This is a genomic window from uncultured Algoriphagus sp. (assembly GCF_963974835.1).
In the GTDB taxonomy this organism is placed as follows: Bacteria; Bacteroidota; Bacteroidia; order Cytophagales; family Cyclobacteriaceae; genus Algoriphagus.
Window position 1 is genome coordinate 57,375 of sequence record NZ_CAXBET010000011.1, and the last position, 18,740, is coordinate 76,114.

Sequence of the window (18,740 nt, forward strand, 5' to 3'; positions counted from 1 at the left end):
ATTTTCAGGTTGGGGCAGTTTATTGAGAGGTCCAATTATACTTTATTGAGAGGTCCAAAAATAAAGGCCAAAAGAAGAGGGAAAGAAACGTGTGACTAAGAAAAGTTGGACTTGCACATTTTATCAAATTGTAAATCATTATCTAAGATCCAACCCCTAGTAATCAACCTGTTCCACCAATAAATATTTTTTGACTACAACAACATGCGTTTTGGCTAAATCTGTCCTTTTAAGTTGCTGCAATTTTGCATCAACAAAAAACAGAAAAAATGCAAAACGAAATCAAAAAATGGACAGCAAATAACATCCCCTTAAGAAACGATGGTTTAGCTGTAATCACAGGTAGTACAGAGGGTGTTGGTTTTGAGGATGCTATGGCATTATCATCTGCCGGATGGAGTGTAATAATGATGGGGCGAAACTTCGAAAAAGGAGCTGACTCTATTGCTAAGATCCAACAAATTAACCCGAAGGCAAAAATTAAATTTGAGCAGATCGACCTTGCAGATCTTTCTTCAGTCAAAGCCTTTACTTTGAGAATGAAAAAGAAAGGACAGGCGATTAATCTTCTCATCAATAACGCAGGAGTGATGACCCCTCCAAAACGCGTCGAAACTGTGGATGGTTTTGAGTTACAATTTGGTACTAATCATCTCGGTCACTTCGCGTTGACAGCCCATCTACTGCCATTATTGCAACAAGCAACTGATGCCCGTGTTGTGACAGTTTCTAGCGTTGCAAATCGAGCAGGTCAAATTAATTTTGATGACCTGCAGTCGGTGGATTCCTATGTCCCTATGAAAGCTTATGGCCAGGCAAAACTTGCAAACCTGATGTTCGCATTAGAACTTCAGCGGCAAAGTGACAAGCATGGTTGGGGTATAAAGAGTATGGCTTCCCACCCCGGAGTTTCCCGAACAAATTTACTTATTACCGGTGCTGGCCGTTGGAGTGGGCCCGGAATAATGAGAACGTTTTTTCCATTTTTGTTTCAACCATCTTCCCAGGGAGCATTACCCACATTATATGCAGCCACTTCTCCAGAGGCTAAAGGAGGATTGTATTATGGACCCAACAAAATGAGCGAAACCCGGGGATTTCCATCTATCGCAAAAATACCTGCACAAGCGGTAGACTTAAATGTCTCTTTAAAATTATGGGAGACATCACAAAAGTTAGCGAAAGTTGAATTTTAGCAATTACTGAATCAACCCTGCATCAATTTAAATAAGAACTAATAAAACCGGCACTTTTTTGAGCTGCCATAGGGAGAACAAAATGAACAAACAAATAAGTATAAACGACAAACTACCAATGGGTTTGATGATGTTATCAAACGCTTTGCCACCAATTGGATTTTACCTGAGCTATAGGTATAGAGGTAGGTTTCCCAAGAAATCTAGGACAGCGTTGATCAACGCCATATTAGGGATACCTATAGGATTGATAGGCGGTTATTTATTACAAACCTACATTTTCAATTGATATGATTAAGAACATTATTTCTTTGGTGTTACTGCTAGTTTCTGTAGGCTTGAGTTTCAGTCACGGTTGGGGTTCCTTTAATTACAAGAAGAACCCTGAATCATTTAAAATGATGACCGAGCTGGGTTTAGCAGAATGGACCATGCCTATGTTTGGTGTTACAGCTATGTTGGTAGGTGTCTTATTGCTGATACCCAAAACATTTTTCTTTGGCAATCTGCTCAATGCCTTATCAGTTGTGTTCATTATGTCGATGGCTTTACGTGCCGGAAATATTAGAATAGCGTTGATAGAGATCCCTTTTTTATTAATTCCGCTGCTATTAATCTGGCTTAAATATCCATTTAGAAATTAAGGAGATATTCGATGAATAGGAGAAAGGTTTTACTAATCGCCGCTGTAGTGCCCACAGTTATGATATTCTTTAAGGTATTCGGAATGTCTTCTTCGGAATTGCCGTTTGTGGCATCCAGAATGAGCAATCCCACTTTGAAAACTATAGTACCATCCTGGCAAGGTACTCCTGTAGATAAAAACGAACGTTTCATGAATCACGAATTTCCGGGCACCCAAAGTTTTGGTGATGCTTTAAAATGGACGTTTGAAAAAAATCCACAAAAGCAAATTAAGAAAAATGACACCTGGCGTATGCAGGTGGTTAAAGATGACAACTTCATATACACAAAAGAGGATGTGGTTGTATTACTTGGGCATTCCACATTTTTTATTCGATTAAATGGTAAGCAACTATTAATCGATCCTATTTTTAAAGGACTCCCGATGCATAACCGCTATACAGATTTTCCAATCGAATTAACCAAATTGAAAGATATAGATTATGTATTGATTTCGCATTCGCATTACGACCATTGCGACAAGGCGAGTTTGAAGATGATTCAAAGTCAAAATCCTGATGCAATATTTCTTGCAGGATTAAAAATGAAAGACTTACTAAGTAAATGGGTGGGAAACAATGAAGTACAGGAGGCTGGATGGTATCAGCAATATAAACTCAGTGATGATTTAGAGATTTATTTTTTGCCCGCCAGACACAGTTCAAGGCGCTCCGTCAACGATGTTAACAAACGCTTATGGGGTGCTTTTGTTATTCAAAGCAAGGATAAAACGATCTATTACGGAGGTGATTCCGGATTTGGAAGTCACTACAAAGAAGTAGCCAAACTGTTTCCCAGTATGGATGTAGCTTTGATTGGAGTTGGAGCATATTCGCCTCGTTGGTTTATGTCGCCCAATCATCAGGATCCCCAACAGGCTGTTCAGGCATTTAAAGATACTGAAGCAAAAATGATGATACCTTTTCATTACGGTACGTTTGATATGGCAGACGAACCCTTATCAGAACCAGAGACTCTTTTAAGTAAATTGGTTGAGGGAAATAAAGTAAAAAACCAATTAAAAATAGTAAGGATTGGAGAAGCTGTTATTTTAAATAAATAGCTATTGACTCCAAAGAAAAATATTTAAAAAATAACATTAGGAAATGGGGAATTCAAAACCGTACAGATTAAAGTCCATCACGGAACTACACCGTGTAGCGGGCTATGCCAAGCCGCAACATCCACTTATTAGTATTATAAACCTTGAGGGACTTGCTAACAATACAGACATCACTTCTGTAATCTTTGATTTTTATGTAATATCATTGAAGCGGGGTTGTGACAAACTTTACTATGGGCAACAAAAATATGACTTTGATGAAGGCTTGATGGCGTTTATGGCCCCCGGACAAATATTGCGTGGTGAAGAAAGCGGTGTGCCAGTAAAAATGGAAGGCTGGATGTTATTTATACACCCGGATTTCTTGTGGAATACACCGCTTGCCAAAAAGATCAAACAATATGAATACTTTGGTTATTCAACCAATGAAGCATTGTTTCTATCTGACAAAGAAGAAGTCATTATCAATGGTATCGTGAATAATATTCAAGATGAATACCATGCAAACATTGATAAATTCAGTCAAGACATCATCATTTCGCATTTGGAAGCATTACTAAACTATGCGGAACGTTTTTACCAACGTCAGTTCATTACCCGAAAAATAACCAACCACCAGATTCTTGGAAGATTGGAAAAAGTACTCAACGATTATTTTAACGATGAGGATCTGATCACCAAAGGGTTGCCGACAGTTCAATATATTTCAGATCAATTGAACGTTTCTCAAACCTATTTACGCAGTTTGCTCAAGACATTGACAGGACAAAATACCCAACAACACATACACGAGAAGTTAATAGAAAAAGCCAAAGAAAAGCTCTCTACAACAGATATGACAGTCAGTGAAATTGCATACGGATTGGGGTTTGAGCATCCGCAGTCGTTTAGTAAGCTTTTCAAGACCAAGACCAACGTTTCTCCGTTGGAGTTTAGACAATCATTTAACTGAACAAAATAGGGGAAAGCCAGTGCATAAAAACTAATTATCACATAGGTTAGCAAGACCCAGTATGAGCGAATTATGAACATATAATAAGCCTGCCGGAATTGCTGCCCTTATGAATAAGCACAGTGTAAGGCCTGTATGGTTGAATTATGTTAAAAACTGCTTATTCAAACCCTATGCCTTATCCTGACTTCCCTTGGTAAAGTATTGAAGGGCTGGATTTAAAGTAACGTCTGAGGATTTTTTAGGGTAGTTTTTTAAATGCGGTTTTGGTATTGGATCCCTTTGAAGATTTGATGTTCATTGATTTACCAACCGTATCTTATACTGCCAGGATCTAGAATTTTTAACCCAAATAATTAACCGGTATCCGTATACCATCCTAATCACCCAATTTGGATACATCTTACAGTATTTTGGCTACAGGGAGTGCCTAAATCCTGCAGACCTTTGTTTTGTCACACTTAAAGTATAGAACAATGGCAAATACAATTTTTATTACGGGAGCTTCTTCCGGTTTGGGTAAAGCAACAGCACACCTATTTCAATCCAAAGGCTGGCATGTGATCGCTACGATGCGGAATCCTGCACAGGAACAAGAACTAGCTCAATTGCAAAACATCACCTTTTTGCCCTTGGATGTAACCAACATGGAACAGATCAATAGTACGGTTGCCCAAGCTATTGCATTACATCAAATAGATGTAGTATTCAATAATGCTGGCTATGGGTTGATGGGAGCGATGGAAGCCTTAACCGAAGAACAGATTGAACGGCAGATCAACACCAACTTGATGGGTGTCCTTTGGGTGACCAAAGCCTTTATTCCCTATTTCAGAGAAAAGCAAGGAGGTTTGTTTATCAGTACTACTTCAATGGGTGGATTGCTCGCATTTCCACTGCATTCAATATATCATGCTGCCAAATTTGCTATAGAAGGCTGGTCGGAAAGTATGTCTTTTGAATTAGGGCTGCATAACATCAGAATAAAAACCATTGCGCCCGGAGCCATCGCTACGGATTTTACCGGAAGATCGCTGGCCAAAGCGACCCACGCTGAATACCAATCGCTGGAAGATAAGCTATTTTCCAATGTGGAGGCTATGATGGCTCAGGCTACTAGCGCTGAACAAATAGCAGCATTGGTTTATGAAGCTGTTACCGATGGAAAGGATCAGGTAAGGTATTTGGCAGGCCCAGACGCAGAAGCCATATACAAAAGACGCCTGGAAATAGGGTCAGAAGCTTTTAGAAAAGAAATTAGAGATCAGTTTATTTAATAAATAGTAGATTATGACTGCTGTGGTTCTTTGACGAAAACCTTTGATCCACAAATTTTTCAACTGAATGCACTAAAATTATTTCAAATCAAAAATGAAATTGACTGCCCATAACAGGTAATTTACTTTATGATGCATATGCTATTCAAAATATCAGGTGTTATTTTGCTTATCGTGGGCTTAATCCTGGTACACCGCCCTGGGTTGGTAAGCCCTCATCCCATACCAACAGATCCTTATCAGGTGATAGAAAAGAGGGTCAGATGGGGATTTGTGATTGGATTGGGTCTGTTATTACTATTCCATCACAGCTGGACTCCCTGGGGTTTGACAGTATCTGCTCTGCTGATCGCTTTGACCACCGGCATTATCATAGCCAGATTACTTGGAATGCTCTGGGATGGATTCTATGTAAAGCAGCTATTGTGGTTAGCCATTGAATTAGGGGCTTTACTTATCTTCGGTTTTTTGTATGGGAAACTGAAAACCTAGAAAAATCATAGGGTATGCAAATGATCAACTCCATATCGCAGTTTCATCAATTATTATCGCTACCGGATCCGGTGCATCCGTTGTTGAGCGTTGTTCATCTTGACAAGGTTCAGTTCACAGACGCTCCTGTCTGGAAGCAGTTTTTTGTGGATTTTTACACGGTTTCGGTGAAAAGGGATGTGAAAGTGAAGGTGAAATACGGCCAGCAGTACTATGACTTTGACAGGGGAGTTATGAGTTTTACTGCTCCAAAACAGATGCAGTCACTAGAAGTGATCGGTACTCCTTTCAAAGAGCAGGTTTTCGGTAAAGGGTATGCCTTGTTAATTCACCAGGATTTTCTAGGTACTCACCCAATTGTTTCGACTATAAAAAAGTACGGGTTCTTTTCCTACGGTATTAATGAGGCCTTGCACTTATCAGGAAAGGAGGAGGAAGATATTATCGATATTTTCAAAAAAATAGAGCTGGAATCCCAAAGAATAGACCAGCATACCCAGAACATTATACTTGCGCAAATAGACCTATTGCTCAATTATTGCAATCGCTTCTATGGGAGGCAATTTATCACCCGGAAAGCCGTCAATGATGATTTGCTGATGAAAATGGAGGAACAGTTAGTGAGATACTTTGAAAACAAGGAAAGCTTACAAACCGGACTGCCGACCGTCGAGTATTTGGCAAATACATTGAACCTGTCTCCTCATTACTTAAGCGATATGCTTCGGTCACTCACCGGGCAGAGTGCCCAGCAGCATATCCATGAAAAACTGATTGGAAAAGCGAAGGAATACCTAGCGACAACTGGTTTATCCGTGGCTGAAATTGCCTATCAATTGGGTTTTGAACATCCGCAATCATTTAATAAACTATTCAAAGCCAAAACGGATTCAACCCCACTGGAGTATAGAAAGTCTTTCGATTAAGCTCTGAATTTTTTTTTGACACTTGCTTTCTGAGCGGGTTCTTTTCCTGATTTGGCTACAAATGCTCTGGATTTGGTTACAAATGCAGAACAGGATAGGCTGAACTTTGATGCATCATTTAAACCATATAAATTATGCAATCACAAGAAAGAGAAACCAATGATTCATCATCTCCTGGGAGAAATCTAGTAGCCCTGGTTACCGGAGCTAACAAAGGGATAGGATTTCAGATCGCTAAAGCACTTGCTGAAAAGGGATATATCGTATATGTAGGTTCGCGTAACCTGCAAAATGGACTGGAAGCAGCAACAGAAATAGGGGCTAAAGCTCAAGCTATACAGCTCGATGTAACTGATAAATGTACCCTAACTCAAGCTGTGTCGAAAATCCAGAGTGACTTTGGCAGACTTGATCTTTTGGTAAATAACGCAGCAATATCCAACACAGGACTCCGAGATAGAAACCTTCTTGAAGCTCTTGCAGATCAACGGGCAAGTGTAGCATCGCTTGAGGAAGTTCGGGCTGTTTGGGAAACGAATGTATTTGGAGTACTTGCAGTTTCTCAAGCTTTTCTTCCTCTTCTGAAATGTTCTGTCTCAGCCCGTATTGTAAATGTATCGAGCGCATTGGGCTCGCTCACGCTGAATATGGATACCTCAAATCCTCATCGACAGATGTTTGATGTGGTTTATGGGGCATCTAAAACTGCACTCAATGGATTGACAGTTTCGCTTGCTATCGAACTAGAGAGTTTGGGGATCAAAGTAAATGCTGTCAGTCCAGGCTTCGCATCTACAGCACTTAACAATTTCGAGGGAACAGAAAGCGTTGAAGAAGGTTCACGTGAACCTGTACGTGTTGTACTTGAAGAGGATGGTCCTTCGGGGATATTCACCGGTCCAGGAGGAGTCATTATTCCATGGTAATAGGAAGAGCAAACCAAGAAGGGCTCAGCGACTTTATTGGTTTATTCAATGTTCATGTCATGAAATCCAGCATGATTTAAAAGTCACACAACTTGTCCCGAACTTGCTTTAGGAGAGGCATGATTATCGGTGAGGCAAGATTCTCCCGAATCAACCCTGCCAGTTGACAGCCAGGTTAGGGACAGGGTGTCTGACCATAAAAAATCAAATAATAAACAGATGAAGAAGGAAAATACTGTTTTTAAGTTTAGATCTATCTCCGAAATGCATTTGGCATTTGGCTTACCAAAACCACTGCATCCACTGGTGAGTCTGACTCATTTTGATCAAAATAATCCTTTTAATCCGGACAAAGTAGTTCTGTATGATGTGCTGGATTTCTACAAAATAGCTTTTATAGAGCAGCAGGGAGGAAGACTCAGGTATGGAAGAAGTTATTATGATTTTGCAGAGGGCAGCATGATGTTTTTGGCTCCCAATCAATTGGTGGGGACTGCCGAATACCATGTTGAAACCTATTCGTATATATTACTGATCCATCCGGACTTTTTTCTTGGTTACCCGGTGGCAAAAAAAATAAAGCAATACGGTTTTTTTTCTTATTCGGTAAATGAGGCTTTGCATTTATCTGAAAAGGAAAAAGAAACCATTCTTGCTGTATTCCGAATTATTGAGGATGAACTGAACAGCCGTATTGATGAGTTGAGTCAGGATGTAGTAGTTGCCCAGCTTGAGCTGCTGCTGAGTTATGCCAACCGTTTTTATAAGCGCCAATTTCTTACCCGAAAAGGCGTAAATAATGATTTGCTCCAAAAAACTGAATCCATTATAGAAGATTATTTCAATAACCAACAATCCTTACATCAGGGGATTCCTACTGTGCATTATCTTTCTGAACAGTTAAATATTTCAGCAGATTACCTAAGCGATATGTTACGTTCGCTGATTGGGAAAAATGCCCAGCAGTTCATTCATTTCAAACTGATAGAAAAAGCCAAAGAGCGACTTTCTACCACCAGTTTCACCGTTAGCGAAATCGCCTATGAGCTAGGCTTTGAACACCCGCAATCCTTCAGTAAACTTTTTAAAGCGAAGACCAAGATCTCTCCTTTGGAATTTAGAAAATCATTTGGCTGATTTCCTCTTTAGTAGTGGACGCATTACTTTTTTAAAATAGGTTGGCAAGCTATATAATGGGCGAAGACATAATAACTCATTTTTGGCTACATAAAAAATAGATTTGGTTACTTCTGACTTTTCTAATCTATACACTTTTGTATGATCACCAAATCAAAAAGATCATCATTAAAAACAAGGTTAGATATATGAAAATCGTATTAACAGGTTCACTGGGGCACATAGGAAAACCCCTTGCAAAAATGCTAGTGGGAAAAGGGCATATGGTATTAGTAATAAGCAGCACCTCCTCAAGAAGAGAAGAGATTGAAGCTTTGGGGGCTAAGTCGCTAATAGGTAAAATGGAGGATAAGGAGTTTTTAATCCAGGCATTCAAAGGGGCAGATGTGGTATACACAATGATGGCAGTGAATGCCTATACGGGAGCTTATTCAGACCAATCGCTGGATGTCGATGCCAAACATCTGGAAATTGCTACTAACTATGCATTCGCCATCCAAGAATCAGGAGTCAACAAAGTAATTCACCTCAGTACGATCGGCGCACATAGGGGGACGGGAGTAGGTTTGTTAAATCCTCATTCCGATGTAGAAAATATCTTGAGTCAACTGTCTTCGAATGTCCACATTAAGTTTATAAGACCTGTTGGGTTTTATTACAATATGTTAGCATTTATTCCTACGATTAAATCTTCAGGCGCTATTTTTCAAAACTATGGAGGCAATGAAAAAGAACCTTGGGTATCGCCTCTTGATATCGCTGAAGCAATAGCAGAGGAAATGGATAAACCCTTTGACGGAACTACCATTCGATATGTTGCAAGTGATGAAGTTTCCCCAAATCAAATTGCTAAAGTTTTAGGCGAATCCATTGGGGAACCTGAATTGAGCTGGGTTTCAATTTCCGATGAACAGTTTTTGAAAGGTTTAATAGATGTTGGTATTAATCCTCAGATTGCAAAAGGGTTAACTGAAATGAATGTTAGCCGGGTGAATGGATTATTGTATGAAGATTATTTCAGGAATAAACCGGAATTGGGGAAAGTCAAGTTGATGGATTTTGCGAAAGAATTTGCTAAAGTTTATGCTCAAAAGTAGCCTTATGAAGAAAATAGCATTAGTAACCGGTGGAAGTAGGGGCTTAGGAAAAAATATGGCTATTGAGCTCGCCAAAAAAGGTATGGATGTAATACTCACGTATCATTCAAATAAAGAAGAAGCATGCAAAGTCGTTTCAGAAATTATTGAGCTAGGCCAAAAGTCTATTGCCTTGGAATTAGATACTAGGAATGTAAAATCCTTTGAAGACTTTAAAATAAAAATCACGGAATATTTACTCAAGGAAAATGGAAACAGGAACTTTGATTTTCTGATTAACAATGCGGGTACTGCATTGTATGCTTTATTTACTGAAGTTTCAGAAGAACAAATGGATGAAATCTATCAAATCCATTACAAAGGCGTTTTCTTTTTAACTCAAAAATTCTTGCCTTGCATAAAACAAGGAGGAGGTATTATTAATATTTCATCGGGTTTGACAAGAATCACCATGCCCGGATCTTCTGTTTATGCTTCATTGAAGGCTGGTGTAGAAACCTACACACGGTACCTGGCTAAGGAGTTGTCGGAAAGAAAAATCCGAGTAAATGTAGTAGCCCCTGGTGCAGTTGAAACTGATTTTGGAGGCGGTCGCGTAAGGGATACTTTAGAAATCAACAAGCAGATTTCAAACGTGACGGCACTGGGACGTGTAGGTTTGCCTGATGACATTGGTAGTGTAGTCGCGTTCCTCTGCACCGATGAAGCCTATTGGATCAATGGGCAACGGTTGGAGGTTTCCGGAGGTCAGGCTTTATAATGAATTGAGTGTTAATATGCTTGTTTCCTCCAAATAGATTTGTTTATTAACTTTTAAAAATCAGCAGTTCTAAGAAATGGCGAATAAAAAAATCCAGCGGATAAAAACGATTAGTGAATATCACAAGTTCCGCAACCTGCCTAAACCCTTGCATCCGCTCATTAGCCTGGTGGACTATAGTCTGATTCAGCATACCAGCGACACAAATGATTTAAATTGGATTCAGGAGTTTTACACCATTGGCTTGAAAAGGGATGTTCAGGGTAAGTTTAGGTACGGACAAAAGCAATATGACTTCGATGAGGGACTAATGTCTTTTATCGCACCTAATCAGGTGTTTGGTGTAGAAGTCTTTGATTATAAGAATGCACCATCGCCTACGGGTTGGTTATTGTTTATACATCCAGATTTTTTATGGAATTCTCCTCTTGCCAAAACCATAAAATGCTTTGAGTTTTTTGGGTATAATGTCAATGAATCCTTGTTTTTATCTGAGAAGGAGGAGAAAATTATTGTCGAAATACTACGTAACATTGAGCAGGAATATCACCAGAATATTGATGCCTTTTCCCAACGGATAATAATTTCCTATCTGGATACGCTGCTTACTTATGCAGAGCGATTTTATCAACGACAGTTTATTACAAGGAAAATATCCAATCATCAGATTCTTGAGTCCTTGGAAGAGGTACTTGTAAATTTTTTTAACGATAAAGCGTTAATGTCTAAGGGGGTGCCAACTGTGAGCTACATTGCAGGCAGATTAAATGTATCACCCAACTATTTGAGTGGCTTATTGAAAACCCATACAGGTAAAAGCACACAGCAGCATATTCATGACAAGATCATTGAAAAAGCCAAGGAGAAATTGACAACAACTGGATTGTCGGTAAGCGAAATTGCCTATGACCTGGGTTTTGAATACCCTCAATCGTTCAGTAAGTTATTTAAACAAAAAACCGACTTTTCGCCATTGGAGTTTAGACAGTCGTTTAATTGAAAGAAGTTATTGGCTGAAAAATCAGTTTAAAAGAATATCTTCTATAAAGTTTTTCTCAAATCTTTTCGTCTAGGAAAAGAAAAAATACCCCTCATATGCTACTTTAACTATTTCACCTTTCAAGCTATGTTTTAAATTCCATAATGTTAAATTTTACCAAATGACAAATGTTGATGTAAGCATGAGCACTTAATTTGCCTAATGGTAGAATTTATTGAGCACATATTACAGTTTGGTGACCTAAATCAACAGCAGATAGGATTGATTTTAAAGAAAGGTCAAGTCGTGCAACTACAAAAAGATGATTACTTCTGGGAGGTGGGCAAAAAGATTAATTATGGCTGATTTACGATAAAAGGAATTTTGAGGGTTTAATATTATAAAGGGTTTAATATTATAATAATCTGAGTGAAAAACTCATCTTCTATCCAGATCAAATTTTAAGAGAACATCTCGTAGTTTCTTTGGAACAAATACTATGAATGAGTATAGGTAAACGAATTGCTTTTTGATTTTTTTGAGCACTTTCGGATTGATATTGAGAGCTTTATAAGCCATCCGTTTACCTGCTATGTCCCGGAAGAAATGGCAGTAAGCCTTGCAGAAATAAATTAACCACATAGGAAGAATTAGAGCAAAGACCACACATGCCCGAAGAATTTAACAGATTTCATTTTCAAGCCATATTGGTCACTTTGCATTGACAGCCCGACTACTTCCGTTATTGTGAAAATCACCTGACGCTCGTATTGTTACTTTTTAAAGTGTAGTGAATCGTGAAGGTAATGTAAATTATATCTTCGTAATGCCATCGAGTCTTTTTTGCAAACCTGCAATCAGATTTTTTGTAGCTACAGCTCCAATGGGCAAACGTAAGGGAGGATTTTTTAATGTACTACATTCAATAACAGCCTTTGCAACATCAGCCACATCATCTAGCTCACCAAATCCAGCGTCTATAAATCTTCGAATTTCATTAACAGAGGTTTTTTGATAAGCTTCCATAGGTTCAGCAATACTCAGGCTGTTTCCAAAATGAGTATTGGTAGGGCCGGGTTCTGCAATGGTACACCTGATATTGAATGCTGCTACATCTTGAGCGGTAGCTTCCACAAAACCTTCGATTCCCCACTTGGATGCATGGTAAAGGCTGAATCCCGGATAGGTAATCTGTCCACCTTCAGAAGATACCTGAATAATATGTCCACCGTCAGGTTGTTTTCTTAAAAAGGGGATTAAAGTTTTTATCAGCATAATGGAACCCAATAAATTTACCTCTAGCTGTTTTCTGATAACCGAACTGTCCAATTCCTCTACTGCACCAAAAACGCCGATACCTGCATTGCTTACTGCAATATCAATTTGTCCTAATTTTTCATTAGCATCAGCGACTGCTTTTTCGATACTAGTCTGATCCGTTAATTCCAAATAACCCACATAAAGCCTTCCGGGGTAATTTGCAGCTAATTCATTTAACAGTTCCGGTTTTCTAAGTGTGGCAAAAACTGTATGTCCTGCCTTAAGAAGTTGCTCTGTTAAACTACGCCCGATACCGCTTGATGCTCCCGTGATAAACCATTTTTTATTCATAGTAGATTGTGTTTATAGGGCAAATTTCGAACTAATGGTCTTTAGGTAGTTAACGAAATGAAAAACAATGGTTATAAAAATCAAACTTTTCTATACAAGGATGGAGACATACCTTCGTGCTTTTTGAAAAAGCCGGAAAAGTGGGTGAGCTCGCGAAAACCTAAAAGATGGGAAATTTCCGAAATATCAAGATCGGTATGCTTTAAGAGCAGCCTCGCCTCCTGTAAAAATCGCTCTTGGATAAGCTGCTTTGTTGAGCTTCCCATGTTCCCCTTCAGAATACGGTTAAGATAGTTCGGATGTATAGATAATGCTTCCGCAAAATCAGAAGCTCTATTTAAAATGCGACGACGTGGCATTATTGCCGTATTAAATTGCTGTTCAAGTAAATCCAGAAACGCTTTGATAATACGTGTCGAAGTTTTATCATGCCTGTCAACATTTGATTTTTGGGAAGACAGCTTCGAAGTAAAATAAGAAGCTCATATATTTTACTCCTTATTAAATCATATTTGTACTCATTATCGGAATCATGCGTTTCCTCCATCTCATTAAAAATGCGATCTAAACGAAGAAACTGTTCTTCTTCCAATTCAAACACCTTTAATCCATCTAGTTGGAAAACTGGGTATGCGTCCAATGAGCCAAAATTATGGAAGAAGTTAGTGTCAAAAATACAGTAAACGCCGCTGTGTTCCCCATCATTTGGTATCCAGTTATACGGGCTCAAAGGATTAGCAAAAAAAATAGCATTTTTCCTGACGTTATAGGTTTCTTCAGCAAAATGAATGTTATAAGAGCCCTTTAGTAAATTGATCTTATAAAACGACCTTCGATTGTAAGGTATAGGTTGTAGGGCACAGGGATCTTTTTCTGTAATCCGTACAATAGTAAAGTTGCCTAGACGAGATTTGCTTCTAATTTCCGATTTATCTAAAAAGTCATTTATACTTATGATCTGCATTGCCTGAAATTATAAAATAATTAACATATTGAATAGTTCTTGTAGTCACCTATTTTCTTGATTAATGGGTATCCTCTTAACTTTATGTATGTGCTTTGAATTAATGTTAGAGGTTTAAATTTAGCAATTCCCCCTTTTTTAAAAGAGGAAGGGGGAAGGCTAGAACCAGACATGAATCCAGTACTTTCGTTCATGCGGATATACCTATTTAGAAGAAAAATAGGGGTCTACCAATTGCATCAAACCCACACAACTCGGCACTTTTTGTCAAATGGCAAAAAATAAAAGGGAGGTGATCATTAGTTTTGCCGAATGGAAGAATTTATAGCTTACGTTTTAAAGTTTGGTAACTTAAACCAACAACAAATTGACCTGATAACAGGCAAAGCTAGCGTTTTGGATCTTAGCAAAGATGAATATTATTGGGAAGCAGGCAAAACAGTAAAACAAGTTGGGTTTCTCATAGATGGTGTGATTCGCGTTTATTATTACAACAATAAGGGCGAAGAAATTACCCGCTACTTTATTGACGAAAACCACTTAATTTTATACGGAAATACCATTGATGAAGTCTATACTCCCTCCGAATATCTTGCAGCCATTACAGGCTGTAAACTGGTTGTTTTTTCCAGACGGGACTGGAAAGATATCTCCGACACTATTATAGGGTGGGATAAAATAATTCAACAGATAATCGCAAAACATCACAGCGAAAAAATTGAAAGAAGAAGCGAATTGGTTTCTCAGGATGCTACCACACGTTATCTTGAGTTTATTGAAAAATTCCCCGACTTAAGCAATCGGATTCCCTTGTCCTACATCGCCTCCTATTTGGGGATTACACAATCTTCCCTGAGTCGAATAAGAAAAAACATCCCGTAAATTTGTTTTTTGCCATATGGCAAATGATTCCATTTTTTGATGATTAACCTTTGTTTTATTCATCATTTAAATATTTGAAATGGAAACAAGAAAATTAGGAACAAGAGGATTAGAGGTTTCCTCAATAGGTTTTGGTTGTATGGGATTAAGTTTTCCCGGAGCACCTGAAAAAAGGGAGTCCATAAAGGTGATTCGAGCAGCCTTTGAAAATGGCATTACTTTTTTCGACACCGCACAAAGATACGGAGACAATGAGCTGTTAGTTGGAGAGGCACTTGAACCATTTGGTGGTAAAGTGAAACTTGCTACCAAGTTTGGGTTCATAGGAGGTGCTATGGATTTCAAAATTGATAGCAGTCCAAAAAATATAAGGGCAAGTGCAGAAGCTTCTTTAAAACGATTGAAAACAGATTGTATTGATTTGTTTTATCAACATAGAATGGATCCTAATGTGCCTATGGAGGACGTGGCAGGGACTGTAAAGGAGCTTATTCAAGAAGGGAAGGTGAAATATTTTGGTCTTTCAGAACCAGATCCGGCATCTATTCGCAAAGCACATGCAGTATTACCTATCACAGCTGTACAGTCAGAATATTCCATGTTTTACAGAGCACCTGAACATGACATCATTGGGTTATTGGAAGAGTTGAGTATTGGCTTTGTGACTTTTAGTCCATTGGGTAAAGGTTTTTTAACAGGTTCAATAACTGCAGAAACTAAATTCGATGAAAAAGATCCCAGAAATATGTCTCCTAGGTTTGATAAGGAAAACAGACAGGAAAATCAGGCTTTAGTTGACCTGGTTGTGTCAGTTGCCAGAGAAAAAAATGTTACTCCGGCTCAAATTGCCTTAGCCTGGCTATTAGCTCAAAAACCATTTATTGTCCCTATTCCAGGAACTTCCAAAGTACATCGATTACAAGAGAATATTGCTGGTTCAAAAATTTCTTTATCTGCTGATGAACTCAACGTGGTAAATATGGCATTGGATAAAATTAAAATCGTGGGAGAGCGATACCCAAAATCGATTCAAAACAAAATTGGGAAATAGCTTATTGATGAAGCTATTCCATTAGTAATGATTGTCAAATACAAACGGTTTGAGTGAAGACTTAAACTGTTTGTATTAAATATCTCTTCAACTGTAAAAAACTACTATAAGTTAAGGGTTTGGTTTAGTTATTAACTAGCAGATAATCAGTATATTGATTGGTAAATTTTATTTCTCTGTATTGTTTATCTTGTTTTAGTTTAGGTATTCGATTTGATCTGCCTGTAGTAAATTTACCCTCTACCAATCATTTTCTTTACCACAAATTCTTCAAAAAAATAGTTGCGATAGACTTCGCCGATTGGGATTTCATTTTCCCGGATGAATACTGTATTGTTATCAAAGGAGTCTATATGCTGTACATTGATTATATAAGATTTGCTTGTTCTGACAAACAGTTTAGAGGGGAGTTGTTCATGGATGGTTTTTATGTTCATTGCAGTAATCACCTTTCTTTCTTCAGTGTGGAGAACCACATAATCTTTAAGTCCTTGTATGAAGAAAATATCCTTAAAATAGATTTTAAAAGTTTTTCGATCTGCCCTCACAAAAAAATAATCATCTGCTATACGTTCAATATTATTACCGAACTGGTCTGCGGAAATTAATTTAATATAAGAGCTTGCCTTTTCGACTGCTTTTTGGAACCTGTCAAAGCGAACTGGCTTGATCAAATAATCAAGTGCATCTACCTCATAACTGTCAAGAGCGAATTCACTAAAGGCTGTAGTAAAGATAACCAGTGTGGTTTGAGGAATGGTTTTGGCAAAATCAATCCCGTTAGTCCCGGGCATTTGAATATCTAAGAAAAGAAGATCCACTGCGTTTTCAGTCAAAAATACTGAAGCTGCATTGGCACTGGCAAAGCTCCCCAGGAGCTGGAGATCTTTCATTTTACTCACCAATAACTGGATCGCTTCTCTGGCTAGGGGTTCGTCATCTACAATGATGCAGGTCATAGACTGATTGTTAATGTTACGGTATAAGTTTCAGTTGTATCATCAATCTGCAAAATATGATTTTCTGGATAAATCAGTTGTAGCCTCCTTTTTACATTAGCCAGTCCCAATCCCCCAATTTCCGGGTTCTTGGAATTCACGCTTGGTTTTGAGTTTATGCATCTAAATAGAAATTCATTATGACTAACGTCAAAATACAGATTCACATAGGACTTTTTTGTAAAGTCAACATTGTGTTTGATGGCATTTTCCACAAATGTGATCAATAGCAAAGGGGCAATCTGAACCCTGCTTATTTCCCCGTATTTGGAAACAATGAATTCGAAATTATCCCTTCTGATTTGTTCCAGATTTAATAAGTTTTCCAAAAAATGAATCTCAGAAGTAAGAAGTACATTTGCTCGGGCACTATCATATAATTGGTACCGGAGAAGGTCACTAAGTTTCATCAAAACTTGTGAGGCTTTTTGAGGATCTTTTTGGGTAAGTACATTGGCATTATTAAGCATGTTGAATAAAAAGTGTGGATTGATCTGATTTTTAAGCTGTTCCATTTCAGTTCTGAGCGTTGTTTTTTCCAGCTCATTTATTCGTAAGCTATCCAGAACTGATCGTTGAAATAATTTAATGGCAGTAGAAGCCATTGTCAGCACAAGCACTACAAAAGACACCGATAGAAAACCTGCAGCTTCCCGGTATGCATCAGATCTTCTATAGGAAGCTAAAATATCCCAACTGAAAAAGTAAATAGAAGAAATAATAGCTATGGTAAATGTCACTGATAATGCGTAGGCGAAATAGTGATTTTTAAAAAAAAACCTAGGGACAAACCAATACATGTTCATGTAGAACAATGACACAAAAACAAAAACCAGTCCCACATTAATAAGGGATTGTACAGGTTCAATAAACTGTGGCTGGCTATTGAATAATACCAAAGTGATAAAAACAATAAGCGAGCTGTGACGCGCTATTCGGTAATTTGGAGAGACAAAAATTTTGAATACCCAATCTTTTTCTATCACTGATTTTTTTTCTGAATTAATCATATCATTTAGGCCCTAAAGCAGACAAAAGTAAAACAGATTACACTTCGATAACTGTATTTTATACAAAAGCCATTGGCTTTTAGATGAAATTGGGTATGCTCCAGGTAATTCTAGTATTGCTAACGTCAAATACTTCATAAGGAACAGTTCATGACCTGTTTTTTGACTATTCAACTTGCGTATTTAGTAGTGAGGAGGATTTATTAGCTCACGGGTAAGACTCTTCAATTTTTTTTGAATTGCTTCTATTGAGGCTAGTAAACTCACCCTTTTTCTCAGAAGCTAGACACGCTATCACTAATACAATGAGACTCCCATTTCAGAACTTGGGACGGGCATGCCTTGTCTTTTTTAGGTCAAATCACCAGTTGCTATAAAAGCTAACCCATTTGGTATAATTCCAAAAAACCGCTTTGTAAACCACTCTACTTTAGCACTCTCGGAAATATAACTCCACAAGTAATAATCCACTGCTATGAGAAATTACAAATCTATGCTCTTTAAAAACCTAAGTAGCAATACACGAATAGGCTTTGAAAATGGGGCGTCTTCAAAAGAAAAGCCGTTGCCAATTCTGAATTGGCTACAACAAAAGCTGTTTTGGCTAAACCCAGTTCACTTAGACGAGGCAAATTTGCTTTATAATGTTCAGGGATTCAACAAAACTAATATGCAGCAAATACCCCAATACAAACCAGAGGAAAAGAATCTGTTTAAATCTTCAAAATACTGATA

At 38.1% G+C, this 18,740-nt stretch carries 21 protein-coding genes; 15 read left to right on the forward strand and 6 right to left on the reverse strand.

Annotated elements, in window-relative coordinates:
* The first annotated feature begins 269 nt into the window (after positions 1-269).
* Both AACZ73_RS18095 and AACZ73_RS18100 read left to right on the forward strand, forming a co-directional pair.
* On the forward strand, positions 270-1,196 hold the full coding sequence (locus tag AACZ73_RS18095) for an SDR family oxidoreductase (RefSeq protein ID WP_339880044.1): 927 nt from the start codon (positions 270-272) through the stop codon (positions 1,194-1,196).
* A gap of 290 nt (positions 1,197-1,486) precedes the next feature.
* Positions 1,487-1,840: a hypothetical protein gene (locus tag AACZ73_RS18100; protein ID WP_339880045.1), complete on the forward strand. Its 354-nt coding sequence runs from the start codon at positions 1,487-1,489 to the stop codon at positions 1,838-1,840.
* On the opposite strand, the gene AACZ73_RS18105 is transcribed toward AACZ73_RS18100, so the two are convergent.
* The gene (locus AACZ73_RS18105) at positions 1,830-2,033 is read right to left on the reverse strand and encodes a hypothetical protein (RefSeq protein ID WP_339880046.1); all 204 of its coding nucleotides are present in this window, start codon (positions 2,031-2,033) and stop codon (positions 1,830-1,832) included. The genes AACZ73_RS18100 and AACZ73_RS18105 overlap by 11 nt on opposite strands.
* On the opposite strand from AACZ73_RS18105, the gene AACZ73_RS18110 reads away from it, so the two are divergent.
* From AACZ73_RS18110 to AACZ73_RS18155, 10 genes are all read left to right on the forward strand, one after another.
* Complete coding sequence (locus AACZ73_RS18110; RefSeq protein WP_339880048.1) at positions 2,032-2,943, forward strand: MBL fold metallo-hydrolase; 912 nt, start codon at positions 2,032-2,034, stop codon at positions 2,941-2,943. The genes AACZ73_RS18105 and AACZ73_RS18110 overlap by 2 nt on opposite strands.
* A gap of 43 nt (positions 2,944-2,986) precedes the next feature.
* Complete coding sequence (locus AACZ73_RS18115) at positions 2,987-3,895, forward strand: helix-turn-helix transcriptional regulator (protein WP_339880050.1); 909 nt, start codon at positions 2,987-2,989, stop codon at positions 3,893-3,895.
* Between the two features lie 476 nt (positions 3,896-4,371).
* On the forward strand, positions 4,372-5,172 hold the full coding sequence (locus tag AACZ73_RS18120; RefSeq protein WP_339880051.1) for an SDR family oxidoreductase: 801 nt from the start codon (positions 4,372-4,374) through the stop codon (positions 5,170-5,172).
* Between the two features lie 138 nt (positions 5,173-5,310).
* Complete coding sequence (locus AACZ73_RS18125) at positions 5,311-5,664, forward strand: hypothetical protein (RefSeq protein ID WP_339880053.1); 354 nt, start codon at positions 5,311-5,313, stop codon at positions 5,662-5,664.
* Positions 5,665-5,684: 20 nt separating this feature from the next.
* Positions 5,685-6,590: a helix-turn-helix transcriptional regulator gene (locus tag AACZ73_RS18130; protein ID WP_339880055.1), complete on the forward strand. Its 906-nt coding sequence runs from the start codon at positions 5,685-5,687 to the stop codon at positions 6,588-6,590.
* A 134-nt stretch (positions 6,591-6,724) separates the two neighbouring features.
* On the forward strand, positions 6,725-7,516 hold the full coding sequence (locus AACZ73_RS18135; RefSeq protein WP_339880056.1) for an SDR family NAD(P)-dependent oxidoreductase: 792 nt from the start codon (positions 6,725-6,727) through the stop codon (positions 7,514-7,516).
* A 219-nt stretch (positions 7,517-7,735) separates the two neighbouring features.
* Positions 7,736-8,653: a helix-turn-helix transcriptional regulator gene (locus AACZ73_RS18140; RefSeq protein WP_339880058.1), complete on the forward strand. Its 918-nt coding sequence runs from the start codon at positions 7,736-7,738 to the stop codon at positions 8,651-8,653.
* Between the two features lie 188 nt (positions 8,654-8,841).
* Entirely contained in the window at positions 8,842-9,750 is a 909-nt protein-coding gene (locus AACZ73_RS18145) for an NmrA family NAD(P)-binding protein (RefSeq protein ID WP_339880060.1), read from the forward strand.
* A 4-nt stretch (positions 9,751-9,754) separates the two neighbouring features.
* Positions 9,755-10,510, forward strand: a complete 756-nt coding sequence (locus tag AACZ73_RS18150; RefSeq protein WP_339880062.1) for an SDR family oxidoreductase — start codon at positions 9,755-9,757, stop codon at positions 10,508-10,510.
* A 76-nt stretch (positions 10,511-10,586) separates the two neighbouring features.
* Complete coding sequence (locus AACZ73_RS18155) at positions 10,587-11,510, forward strand: helix-turn-helix domain-containing protein (RefSeq protein ID WP_339880064.1); 924 nt, start codon at positions 10,587-10,589, stop codon at positions 11,508-11,510.
* A 792-nt stretch (positions 11,511-12,302) separates the two neighbouring features.
* Here AACZ73_RS18155 and AACZ73_RS18160 read toward each other — a convergent pair.
* From AACZ73_RS18160 to AACZ73_RS18170, 3 genes are all read right to left on the reverse strand, one after another.
* Positions 12,303-13,100, reverse strand: coding sequence for an SDR family oxidoreductase (locus tag AACZ73_RS18160; RefSeq protein WP_339880065.1), 798 nt, complete (start codon positions 13,098-13,100; stop codon positions 12,303-12,305).
* A gap of 80 nt (positions 13,101-13,180) precedes the next feature.
* Positions 13,181-13,459 (reverse strand): helix-turn-helix transcriptional regulator, encoded by a 279-nt coding sequence (locus tag AACZ73_RS18165; RefSeq protein WP_339880067.1) that lies wholly within the window; start codon positions 13,457-13,459, stop codon positions 13,181-13,183.
* Positions 13,459-14,064: a hypothetical protein gene (locus AACZ73_RS18170; RefSeq protein WP_339880069.1), complete on the reverse strand. Its 606-nt coding sequence runs from the start codon at positions 14,062-14,064 to the stop codon at positions 13,459-13,461. The genes AACZ73_RS18165 and AACZ73_RS18170 overlap by 1 nt, the downstream gene beginning before the upstream one ends.
* 312 nt (positions 14,065-14,376) lie before the next feature.
* On the opposite strand from AACZ73_RS18170, the gene AACZ73_RS18175 reads away from it, so the two are divergent.
* Both AACZ73_RS18175 and AACZ73_RS18180 read left to right on the forward strand, forming a co-directional pair.
* On the forward strand, positions 14,377-14,946 hold the full coding sequence (locus tag AACZ73_RS18175; RefSeq protein WP_339880071.1) for a Crp/Fnr family transcriptional regulator: 570 nt from the start codon (positions 14,377-14,379) through the stop codon (positions 14,944-14,946).
* A gap of 79 nt (positions 14,947-15,025) precedes the next feature.
* Positions 15,026-15,997, forward strand: a complete 972-nt coding sequence (locus AACZ73_RS18180) for an aldo/keto reductase (RefSeq protein ID WP_339880072.1) — start codon at positions 15,026-15,028, stop codon at positions 15,995-15,997.
* Between the two features lie 233 nt (positions 15,998-16,230).
* On the opposite strand, the gene AACZ73_RS18185 is transcribed toward AACZ73_RS18180, so the two are convergent.
* Both AACZ73_RS18185 and AACZ73_RS18190 read right to left on the reverse strand, forming a co-directional pair.
* Entirely contained in the window at positions 16,231-16,956 is a 726-nt protein-coding gene (locus AACZ73_RS18185; RefSeq protein WP_339880074.1) for a LytTR family DNA-binding domain-containing protein, read from the reverse strand.
* The gene (locus AACZ73_RS18190; protein WP_339880075.1) at positions 16,953-18,005 is read right to left on the reverse strand and encodes a histidine kinase; all 1,053 of its coding nucleotides are present in this window, start codon (positions 18,003-18,005) and stop codon (positions 16,953-16,955) included. The genes AACZ73_RS18185 and AACZ73_RS18190 overlap by 4 nt, the downstream gene beginning before the upstream one ends.
* Before the next feature lie 475 nt (positions 18,006-18,480).
* Here AACZ73_RS18190 and AACZ73_RS18195 point away from each other — a divergent pair, with 475 nt between their 5' ends.
* Positions 18,481-18,738, forward strand: coding sequence for a hypothetical protein (locus tag AACZ73_RS18195; protein WP_339880076.1), 258 nt, complete (start codon positions 18,481-18,483; stop codon positions 18,736-18,738).
* Positions 18,739-18,740: the final 2 nt, after the last annotated feature.